We start from the raw sequence: 237 nt of genomic DNA, 5'->3' as shown, positions 1-237 counted from the left end.
TGCAGCACTTGCAGCAGCTTCGCTTGCAGCGGCGGACTCATCTCGCCGATCTCGTCGAGCAGTATCGTGCCCCCGTTGGCCAGCTCGAACTTGCCCGGTTTTCCCTGGGAGCGCGCCCCGGTGAAGGCGCCGCCCTCGTAGCCGAACAGCTCGCTTTCGAAAAGCTCTCGGGGAATCGAGGCGCAGTTGACCCGGATGAAGGGCCCGCCGGACCGGGAGCTGTTCTGGTGGATGAAG

At 65.0% G+C, this 237-nt stretch carries 1 protein-coding gene; it reads right to left on the bottom strand.

What is annotated here, in order from left to right; all coding sequences use genetic code 11:
- Positions 1–237, bottom strand: a 237-nt coding sequence (locus ACMUOY_RS20510) for a sigma 54-interacting transcriptional regulator (protein WP_413894564.1), incomplete at both ends; no start/stop codon positions are given.

Origin of the sequence: Candidatus Skiveiella danica, from assembly GCF_022705245.1 — a bacterium.
GTDB classification, from domain to species: domain Bacteria; phylum Pseudomonadota; class Gammaproteobacteria; order Burkholderiales; family Burkholderiaceae_C; genus Skiveiella; species Skiveiella danica.
This window is presented reverse-complemented; position numbering and strand designations above follow the sequence as displayed.